This window comes from Pseudomonas sp. Irchel 3H3 (assembly GCF_900187635.1).
In the GTDB taxonomy this organism is placed as follows: Bacteria; Pseudomonadota; Gammaproteobacteria; order Pseudomonadales; family Pseudomonadaceae; genus Aquipseudomonas.
Genome location: NZ_FYEC01000006.1, coordinates 192181 through 202643, shown reverse-complemented (window position 1 = coordinate 202643; position 10463 = coordinate 192181). Strand labels below are relative to the sequence as shown.

Genomic DNA, 10463 nt, shown 5'->3' with positions numbered 1-10463 from the left:
CAAAAATTCCAGGGGTCGTTGTATGTTGCTCGCCACGTTGATTCACCGCGCCAGTCTGGCCAGTCCGCAAGTCAGCGCAGAACAAGCACTGGAGTTGCTGCGTGAGCACTACGGGTTGAGCGGGACGCTGCAGTCACTGGGCAGCCAGCAGGACCTCAACTATCGGCTCGACAGCGATCAGGGACGCTTCGTCCTGAAAATCTGCCGGGGCGACTATGCCGCGCTGGAGCTTGAGGCTCAGCACGCTGCGCTCAAACACCTGGCGACACGCCCGGGGTTGCATGTGCCGCGGGTCATCGCAGCGAAGAGCGGCGCCGACCTGCTGACCCTGGAGCTGGCCGGCCAGTCCCTGCACGTGCGCTTGCTCGACTACATCGACGGGCAATCCCTGACTCACCTCGATCACCTGGGCCATGAGGTGGTGGCCGGGTTCGGGCGGCTCTGCGGCGAAATGGACCTGGCCCTGGCCGGGTTCACCCATCCGGGACTGGAGCGCACATTGCAGTGGGATGCCCGCCACGCCAGTGCACTGACCGAACACCTGCTGCCGGTAATCGGCGACCCACAGCAGCGCGAGCTGATCAGCGCCGCCGCCTTGCACGCCGAGCAGCGCTTGCGGCCCCTGCAGGCAAAGCTGCCGGTGCAGGCGATCCACATGGACATCACCGACGACAACGTGGTCTGGACGCGAGATGCGCAACGGCATTGGCAGTTGCAGGGGGTGATCGACTTCGGCGATCTGATCCGCACCTGGCGCATCACCGATCTGTCGGTGACCTGCGCGGCGCTGCTGCACCATGCCGATGGTGATCCCATGGTGATCCTGCCGGCGGTGCGCGCCTACCACGCGGTCAATCCGCTGCAGCGTGAAGAGTTGCAGGCACTCTGGCCGCTGATTGTGGCGCGGGCGGCGGTGCTGGTGCTCAGCGGTGAACAGCAGGTGAGCATCGATCCGCAGAACCAGTACAGCCGCGACAACCTGAGCCACGAGTGGGAGATCTTCCGCGTCGCCACGTCGGTGCCTTTCGAGCTGATGGAAGCAGCGATCCTGGTGACTGCCGGCGAGTCGCTGCCGGTGATCGCCAGCCAGGGCTTTGCGCCCTTGCTGCCGAGCCTGGTGGGGCGCGAGTTCGCCTTGCTCGACCTGGGTGTGCTGAGTGCACACTTCGAAGCCGGTAACTGGGAACAGGAGGGCATCGATCAGCGTCTACTGGCGCAAGCGGCGCAGGCCCACGGCCTGGCGGCCAGTCGCTACGGGCAGTACCGCCTGTCCCGGACCCGTCCGGACAGTGCGGTGGAACCGGACACTTACCCGCTGCACGTCGATTTGCAGGTGCCGATGGGCACTGCGATCGAGGCGCCGTTTGCGGGTGTCATCCACTTGAGCGCCGATGGCCGCCTGCAGCTCGACAGTGCCCAACTGAGCGTGCGCCTGTGGGGTGTCACCCCGTCGCTGCACAGTGGTGCCGCAGTGCTCAAGGGCCAGGTGCTGGGGGAGGCCGGCGGCGCGTTGCGGGTGCAATTGTGTCGTGGCGCCGAACTCGATCCGCCGCTGTTCTGCACGCCGTCCCGGGCTCCGGCCTGGCAAGCATTGTGCCCGTCTCCGGCGGCGTTGCTGGGGTTGGCCTGCGATGCCGAGCTCGAGCTCGATCCGCACACGTTGCTGGCCCGTCGGGATGCCAGCTTCGCCCGTTCGCAAAAGCACTATTACGTCGATCCGCCGCGCATCGAGCGGGGCTGGCGCAACCACCTGATCGACATGCAGGGCCGCTCCTACCTGGACATGCTCAACAACGTCGCGGTGCTGGGCCACGGTCACCCGCGCATGGCCGCCGAGGCCAGCCGGCAGTGGTCGCTGCTCAACACCAACTCGCGCTTTCACTATGCCGCCATCGCCGAGTTCTCCGAACGCTTGCTGGCGCTGGCGCCGGACTCGATGGACCGGGTGTTCCTGGTCAACAGCGGCAGCGAGGCCAACGACCTGGCGATTCGCCTGGCGTGGGCCTACAGCGGCGCTCGCGACATGCTCAGTGTGCTGGAGGCGTATCACGGCTGGACGGTGGGGGCGGACGCGGTGTCGACCTCAATCGCCGACAACCCGCAAGCGCTGAGCAGTCGCCCGGACTGGGTGCACCCGGTCACCGCGCCAAACACCTACCGGGGGGAGTTCCGCGGGCCCGACAGTGCGCCGGATTACGTGCGCAGCGTCGAGCACCACCTGGCTCGACTGGACGAGCAGAAGCGCCCGTTGGCGGGTTTCATCTGCGAGCCGGTGTATGGCAATGCCGGTGGCATCTCGTTGCCCGCGGGATACCTGCAGCAAGTCTATGGGCTGGTCCGCGCGCGGGGCGGGGTGTGCATCGCCGACGAGGTGCAGGTCGGTTATGGGCGCATGGGCAAGTTTTTCTGGGGCTTTGAAGAGCAGGGCGTGGTCCCGGACATCATCACCATGGCCAAGGGCATGGGCAATGGCCAGCCCTTGGGGGCGGTGATTACCCGTCGGGAAATTGCCCAAGCACTGGAAGCCGAAGGCTACTTCTTCTCTTCGGCCGGTGGCAGCCCGGTGAGTTGCCGCATCGGCATGGCGGTGCTGGATGTGATGGAAGAAGAAAAGCTGTGGGAAAACGCCCAGGTCGTCGGCGGCTATTTCAAGGAACGCCTGGAGGCCTTGGTCGAGCGTTATCCGTTGGTCGGTGCGGTGCATGGCTCCGGTTTTTACCTGGGGGTGGAACTGGTCCGCAACCGCGAGACGCTGGAGCCGGCCACCGCAGAAACCGCCCTGCTGTGCGACCGCCTGCGCGAGCTGGGGATCTTCATGCAGCCGACCGGAGACTTCCTCAACGTCCTCAAGATCAAGCCGCCGATGGTCACGTCGCGCCAGAGTGTCGATTTTTTTGTCGACATGCTGGTGAAGGTGCTGGGCGAAGGGTTGTAAGCCTGCGCAGGCGAGGGTGGCCGTTAGGTCGCCATCGCTGGCAAGCCAGCTCCCACAGGTTGGGTGGGTGTCTGCAAAATCTGTGAGCTCCCATAACCATAGATGTGGGAGCGGGCCGGGCGGCGCTCCGCTTGCCCGCGATGAGGCCAGTAAATCCTCCATAAATATCGATTATTATCGGTATTAATAGCTGATAAAATATAAATATGCATATCAGGCACTTCAAAAGCCGATTTTTATCGGTTATAAAGTCGCCTGACGCCGCGCTGTGGATTTCTGCGCCCGGCCGATCCCCTTACTGTCATCGGTCGATGCCACGCTCGACCCCCTGCACCCGCCCGGGAGATGATTCATGAGTCGTATCGTTACTGTCGCCGCTACCCAGATGGCCTGTTCCTGGGACCTTGAAGCCAACATCGAGACCGCCGAGAAGCTGGTCCGTGAGGCCGCGGGCAAGGGCGCGCAGATCATCCTGATCCAGGAGCTGTTCGAGGCCCCGTACTTCTGCCAGAAGCCGAACCCGGACTACCTGCAACTGGCGACCCGCGTTGAAGACAACGTGGCCATCAAGCACTTCCAGAAAGTCGCCAAGGAGTTGCAGGTGGTCCTGCCGATCAGCTTCTACGAGCTGGCTGGCCGGGCGCGCTTCAACAGCATCGCGATCATCGATGCCGATGGCAGCAACCTGGGGATTTATCGCAAGAGCCACATCCCCGATGGCCCTGGCTACCATGAAAAGTATTACTTCAATCCGGGCGACACCGGCTTCAAGGTGTGGAACACCCGCTACGCGAAAATTGGTGTGGGCATCTGCTGGGACCAGTGGTTCCCGGAGTGCGCCCGCAGCATGGCGCTGCTCGGCGCAGAGATCCTGTTCTACCCGACGGCCATCGGCAGCGAACCGCACGACAAGAGCATCTCCTCGCGCGACCACTGGCAGCGGGTACAGCAGGGCCATGCCGGCGCCAACCTGATGCCGCTGATCGCCAGCAACCGCATCGGCAACGAAGAACAGGACGGCTACGACATCACCTTCTACGGTTCTTCGTTCATCGCCAACCAGTTCGGCGAGAAGGTCGAGGAGCTCAACCAGACCGAAGAAGGCATACTGGTGCACAGTTTTGATCTGGATGAGCTGGAGCACATCCGCAGCGCCTGGGGTTCGTTCCGCGATCGGCGTCCGAACCTGTATGGCCCGCTGAAAACCCTAGACGGTTCCCTGGAGTCCTGATTGTTATGACCACTTTGCACAGCACCCCCCGCGCCGACGGTTTCTACATGCCGGCTGAATGGGCCCCCCAGACCCAGGCCTGGATGGTCTGGCCAGAGCGCCCGGACAACTGGCGCCTGGGTGGCAAGCCTGCACAAGCCGCCCACGTGGCAGTGGCCAAGGCCATTGCTCGCTTTGAACCGGTGACCGTTGCCGTGTCCGCCGGCCAATACGAAAACGCCCGCGCCCGCCTCGATGTACCGAATATTCGCCTGGTCGAGATGTCCAGTGATGACGCCTGGGTGCGTGATACCGGCCCGACGTTCGTCATCAACAACAGCGGTGAAGTGCGCGGCGTGCACTGGGACTTCAACGCCTGGGGCGGTTTCGACGGCGGCCTGTACTCGCCGTGGAACCGTGACGCGCAAGTCGCCGGCAAGATCCTCGAGATCGAGCGCAGTTCGCGTTACCGCACCGAGGGCTTCGTGCTCGAAGGCGGTTCGATCCACGTCGACGGTGAAGGCACGCTGATCACCACCGAAGAATGCCTGCTCAACCGCAATCGCAACGCGCACCTGAGCCGCAGCGAAATCGAAGCGGTACTCAGCGCGCAACTGGCTGTGGATAAGATCATCTGGTTGCCGGACGGTCTGTACAACGACGAAACCGACGGCCATGTGGATAATTTCTGCTGCTACGTGCGTCCCGGCGAAGTGCTGCTGGCCTGGACGGATGACCCGCAGGACCCGAACTACCCACGTTGCCAAGCGGCCATGAACGTCCTGCAAAACAGCACCGACGCCAAGGGCCGCCCGTTTGTCGTGCACAAGATGCCGATCCCGGGGCCGCTGTATGCAACCGAGGAAGAATGCGCGGGAGTCGATCCGGTAGACGGCAGCCAGGAGCGTAATCCTTCGGTGCGCCTGGCCGGTTCCTACGTGAACTTCCTGATCGTCAACGGCGGCATCATTGCCCCCAGCTTTGACGATCCGCTGGATGGCCCGGCCAAGGAAATCCTGCAGAACCTGTTCCCGCAGCATGAAGTGGTGATGGTGCCGGGGCGTGAACTGTTACTGGGTGGCGGCAACATTCATTGCCTGACCCAACAGCAACCTGCGCCGCACAAAGGTTGAGTGAAGTTGTAACAGCCTGTGGCTAGCGATGACCGGGCGTTTTAGCCCGCGCCATCGAGGCATCCACAGCCAGCCCGCAGCCCGGAAGGACTGCGGGCTTTTTTATAGCCGCACGTCGGGCTGCCAGGCGCCTTGGCATAGCTCTTGTATCGGTCCGAGGGTAATTCACGGGAATGCAGAACGGCGATGTTCTGTCATAAACCTTGGATAAGTTGGCCGCTCAGGAACCGGGAGAGAGCGCTGCAATGAACAGGGTCAGCGAGCGGACAGCACATCCCTTGGCACTCAATGGCGAGTCGCTGCAAGTGCTGGCGCAATGGTTGAAGTCCAACGGAACGCGACAGGTCAGGGAACCCGACCCGCGCAGGATGATGATCGAGCGCTACCCCGCTGATTTTTTCAGCGAGGCAGAACTGGAAGCGCTGTGGGATGTGATGCAAGGATAGACAACAATGGATTGCTCAAGCGCTGCCCGGATGGCAGCGCTTTTTTTTGCCTTTAGAAACTGTAGGTCCCGGTGACGACCAGGCTGCGGGGTGCCCCAGGCTGGATCTGGTAGGCGCTGGTCGACGACTCGTAGTAAGTCTTGTCGCTGATGTTGTTCAGCGCTGCGCGCAGGTCCCAGTCTTTCTGGCGGAAACCGGCCAGGGCGTCCCAGCGGCCATAACCGGGCAGGACGGTGGTGTTGAGGTTGTCGGCATAACGATCGCCCACCAGGGTCAGGCCCGTCTCGGCGTACCAGCCCATCTCCGGTTTCCAGGTGATGAACAGGCTGCCGTTGCGCTTGGCGACGTTGCTGATGCGCTTGCCTTCAAAGCCGTTGTTGTCTTTCTCGACGGTGGCGTCCTGAAAGCCCATGCCGCCGCGCACATACCAATTGCCGGTGATTTTCCCGGCGCCAGTCAGTTCGATACCACGCGAACGTTGCACGCCGGTGAGCAGGGTCACGGTCGGATCGTTGGGATCGCTGGTGCGACGGTTGTAGAGTTCAAGTTCGTAGATCGCCAGGGTGGTGCTCAGGCGGTCGTCGAGCCAGTCGCTCTTCACGCCGATCTCTTTCTGCTTGGTCAGCTCGGGGCTCAGGTCGTTGACGTTGGTGGTCAGGCCCGGCGTGATGCCGATCAGGCCGCCACCGACGGGCGAGAAGGTCTTGCTCCAAGAGGCGTAGAACGAGTGGTTCTGCAGCGGGGTCCAGACCACACCGAGCCGTGGGCTGGTGCTGTGGCTGTCGCGGTCTTCGGAGATGTTCTTGAGCTGGTTGGTCGAGTCGATATCGAAGGTGTCATAACGCACGCCGGCCAGCAGTTGCCATTGATCGTTGAGGCGCAGTTGGTCCTGCAGGTAAATGGCGCGGCTTTCGACTTCGGTGTGGGAGTCGCTGAAGACCTGCATGCGCCCGGTGTGCACGATGTTCCGGTCGGGGTGGTACAGGTCCAGGTTCGGCACGGGGCTGTTGCCCGGTGGCGTGGTGGCCGCGTTGTACAGTTTCGGATCGCGGCGTTGGCTGCCCAGTTCCAGCCCGCTGAGCAGGCGATGCTCGAGGCCGAAGGTGCTGAAACCGCCTTCCAGTTCCAGGTTGTTGAACACATTGCGGGTGGTCAGGTCCTGTTGCCAATGCTGGCGAACCACCTGGTTGGTCGTGGTGTTCACATTGGTGACGTAGGTGTTGTCGAAATCACTGTTGAGCTTGAACACCCCCAGGGTGTGGCGCAGTTGCCAGTTGTCGGCAAGCTCGTAACTGAGTTTCGAGCGCAGGGATTGCGACTTGTCGTCGATGAAATCGTTATCGGTGCCGTAGGTGGTATCGCGGCCGACGTCGGCGGGCCGTCCGTTGATGGCCGGGATGCCGCGATCGGGCGTGCGGTTGTAGCGGCTGTATTCGTACTGCACCAACCAGTTCAGGTCCGGTGTCAGTTGCCAGCTCATCGACGGTGCGAACAGTTGGCGGCTGCCACTGACGCCGTCGCGGAAGCTGTTTTCATCCAGGTTGCCCATGTTCAGGCGCAGGCTGAGGTTTTCGCTCGGGTCGGTGCTCAGGTCGGCATACAGGCTGCGCATGTCCTCGCTGCCGCCCTGGGCTTCGATGGTCGAGCGGCGGCCGAACTCTGGCAACTTGCTCACCCGGTTGACGATCCCGCCCTGGCTGCCACGGCCGTACAGCACTGCGGCCGGGCCTTTGAGCACTTCAATGCGCTCGATGTTGTGCAAGTCGCGCACGTACTGGCTGTCGTCGCGGATGCCGTCGAGGTAGAAGTCGTTACTGGCGTCGAAACCGCGAATGCGCAAGCTGTCGAAGCGCGTGTCGGCGCCGCTGCTGACGTTGGGGATGCCGCCCAGGGCCGTGCCCAGGTCGTTGGTGCCGTAGTCGGAGAGGTTGGCGGTTTTTACCGAGTCGATGGCCTGCGGGACGTAGCGCACCGGGGTGGCGGTGCGGGTCGCGGTGCTGACTATCTTGACCCGTGAATCGTCGATTTCGCCTACTTCGGCGCTGATCGAGGTGGCGGGCAATTCAGTGATCGCAGCGCAGGTAACACCGCCGGTCAACGAGGCGCATAAGCCCAGGGTGACGGACGTAAGACGGAAGGGGGCAGGCATTTGAAACGCATCCGGAGGGGTAGGTCATTCGAGGGTGCGAATGGTAATGCTTGCTATTTACTTCCGTTAATTATTCCTGATGCCTTACCTGAATTGATTGTTACTAATTATTTCGTTGCGATTCGACCGCTCTGTGCAACAAACCAAGTCGCGTGGCGAGGTTTTTCCAGGACCGCGTCCGGCATAACCTGCTTGCCACTAATTCTGACCCTTTGCTGGAGCCCCGGATGTCTGGCCCGACCCTTCATTACATTTACGATCCCTTGTGTGGCTGGTGCTATGGCGCCAAACCCCTGGTGCAGGCAGCGCAGGCGGTTTTGCCGGTTTTGCTGCACGGCGGCGGCATGATGACCGGAGCCAACCGGCAGCCGGTGAGTGCGCAATTGCGTGACTATGTGATGCCCCACGACCGGCGAATTGCCGAGTACACCGGGCAACCGTTTGGCCAGGCTTATTTCGACGGCCTGCTGCGCGATCATTCGGCAGTCTTCGATTCGGCGCCACCGACCGCTGCGGTGCTGGCGGCGGAACGGCTTGGTGGTCGTGGCCTGGAACTGCTCGGGTGGTTGCAGAGTGCACACTATGTGCAAGGTCGGCGCATTGCCGAAGAGGCGGTGCTGCGGGAACTGGCCACCGCCATCGGCCTGGACGCCGAGGCCTTTGATGCTGAGTTCAAACAGGTCCTGGCCAACGAGTTGCAGGTCCACTTCAAGTACAGCCGGGGGCTGCTGGCAGAGGTTGGCGGGCAAGGGTTTCCGACGCTGGTGCTGGAGCAGGGCGGGCAGTTTTCCCTGATCGATATCAGCCCTTGGCTGGGCAAGCCTGAAGCCTTTGCCCAATGGCTGGGCCAGTCGCTGAAACAGCCTGCGCTTGATAGCGCGGCAGTGGCTCCGACCTGTGGGCTGGACGGTTGTGCCCATTGATCGTGCGGGCTCAGCGGCTTATCCACGAGTCTATGAGTACCGCCGGCAACTGATTTCTTAGACAATTTTCGTCTTATTACAGACGATTCACGAAATTGACACACAGTTACATGCGCGGATAGGATTCGCCCCAACGCCTGTGGCACGTAGCCACGACTCAAAACAATAAAAAAGGGCCCGCCACGCTTTTGTGTGGGCGGGCCCTTTTGTTTAGGGATGAAAAAAGAGCGCAAAAGCAGCCATTTCAGCCAGCGGTCACAGCGCGTATCAACCCGTAATAAGGAAAATAACATGTTGAATAAGCGTATTAGTCTGATCGCACTGGGGATGTTGAGCGCGACTCAAGCAATGGCCAATGACCAAGCTGAGTCCAAGGGTTTTGTTGAAGACAGCAGCCTGAAAGTGCTGCTGCGCAACGCCTACATCAATCGCGATTACAAGGATGGTAACGACGATAAGGCCGAATGGGGCCAGGCTGCCATTGGCACCTTCTCCTCGGGCTTCACTCAGGGCACCGTCGGTGTTGGTGTGGACGCTTTCGGTCTGTACGCTCTGCGCCTGGACGGCGGCAAGGGTCGTAGCGGTGCCGGTGGCATCGACTTCTTCAAGCAAGGCGACAGCGGCGCTGCAGCCAACGACCTGTCCAAGGCTGGCGCGGCGGTGAAATTCCGTCTGTCGAGCACCGTGCTGACCTACGGTGACCAGATGCCGGCCCTGCCGGTGCTGAACTACGACAACTCCCGCCTGCTGCCGGAAAGCTACACCGGTACCCTGATCACTTCCAAAGAGATCGAAGGCCTGGAACTGAACGCCGGTCGTTTCACTGCCGAGTCGCGTAAAAGCGCCGAAGGCCGTGACAGCGGTGGCCTGAAGTCGATCAACGTGTTGGGCGGTAGCTACCAGTTCACCGAGCAGTTCAAGGGCGCGCTGTACGCTTCCGACGTCGAAGACGTGCTGAAGAAGCAGTACATCAACCTGAACTACGTGTTCCCGCTGGCCAGCGATCAGTCCCTGACCCTGGACCTGAACGGCTACCGCACCAAGCTGGAAGACTCCTACGTTCGTGAAAGCGGCGCCACTGGCGACGACAACAAGATCTGGAGCCTGGCAGGCACCTTCGCCACTGGTCCGCACTCTTTCACCCTGGCGCACCAGCGCAGCACCGGTGACAGCAACCTGGGCTACGCCTACGGCGGCTACCAGAAAGACCAGGGTCGTGTCGGTGACGGTGGCAACACTATCTACCTGGCCAACTCCTACTGGTCCGACTTCAACGCTGAAGACGAGCGCAGCTGGCAGTTGGGCTACGGCCTCGACTTCGGCGCTTTCGGCGTGCCAGGCCTGACCTACAACGTGGCTTACGTGCGTGGCGACAACATCACCACCTCCACCAGCACCGGTGGCACCGAGCGCGAAATCTTCAACCAGTTCAAGTACGTGGTCCAGAGCGGCCCGGCCAAAGACCTGAGCGTGAAGCTGCGTAGCTCGATCCTGCGCGTGTCGCAGAAATCCAGCGAGTACAACGTCAGCGGCAACGAGCTGCGGGTGTACGTGGATTACCCGATCAACGTGTTCTGATAAAGCATGCGTGATCGCGGCCTGATACCAGGCTGAAAAAAAAGCCCCGACTCGCGAGAGTTGGGGCTTTTTTATGCTGAAAACATCCC

The 10463-nt window shown here is 61.7% G+C and carries 7 protein-coding genes; 6 read left to right on the top strand and 1 reads right to left on the bottom strand.

Going from position 1 to position 10463, the window contains the following annotated elements; all coding sequences use genetic code 11:
- Positions 1–22 precede the first annotated feature (22 nt).
- From CKW24_RS09790 to CKW24_RS09775, 4 genes are all read left to right on the top strand, one after another.
- Positions 23–2935 carry an aminotransferase gene (locus CKW24_RS09790; RefSeq protein ID WP_095167431.1) on the top strand — a complete coding sequence of 971 codons (2913 nt, stop codon included), beginning with the start codon at positions 23–25 and terminating at the stop codon, positions 2933–2935.
- Between the two features lie 352 nt (positions 2936–3287).
- Positions 3288–4166: an N-carbamoylputrescine amidase gene (gene aguB, locus CKW24_RS09785; RefSeq protein WP_095167429.1), complete on the top strand. Its 879-nt coding sequence runs from the start codon at positions 3288–3290 to the stop codon at positions 4164–4166.
- A 5-nt stretch (positions 4167–4171) separates the two neighbouring features.
- Positions 4172–5278 carry an agmatine deiminase gene (aguA, locus tag CKW24_RS09780; RefSeq protein ID WP_095167427.1) on the top strand — a complete coding sequence of 369 codons (1107 nt, stop codon included), beginning with the start codon at positions 4172–4174 and terminating at the stop codon, positions 5276–5278.
- A 245-nt stretch (positions 5279–5523) separates the two neighbouring features.
- Entirely contained in the window at positions 5524–5724 is a 201-nt protein-coding gene (locus tag CKW24_RS09775) for a hypothetical protein (protein WP_095167425.1), read from the top strand.
- Positions 5725–5776: 52 nt separating this feature from the next.
- Here CKW24_RS09775 and CKW24_RS09770 read toward each other — a convergent pair whose 3' ends face one another.
- Complete coding sequence (locus CKW24_RS09770; RefSeq protein ID WP_095167423.1) at positions 5777–7873, bottom strand: TonB-dependent siderophore receptor; 2097 nt, start codon at positions 7871–7873, stop codon at positions 5777–5779.
- 227 nt (positions 7874–8100) lie between these two features.
- Between CKW24_RS09770 and CKW24_RS09765 the strand changes: the two genes are divergently transcribed.
- Together CKW24_RS09765 and CKW24_RS09760 are read left to right on the top strand one after the other, a co-directional pair.
- Positions 8101–8796 (top strand): DsbA family protein, encoded by a 696-nt coding sequence (locus CKW24_RS09765; protein ID WP_095167422.1) that lies wholly within the window; start codon positions 8101–8103, stop codon positions 8794–8796.
- Positions 8797–9087: 291 nt separating this feature from the next.
- Positions 9088–10374 carry an OprD family porin gene (locus CKW24_RS09760; protein WP_095167420.1) on the top strand — a complete coding sequence of 429 codons (1287 nt, stop codon included), beginning with the start codon at positions 9088–9090 and terminating at the stop codon, positions 10372–10374.
- Positions 10375–10463 lie beyond the last annotated feature (89 nt).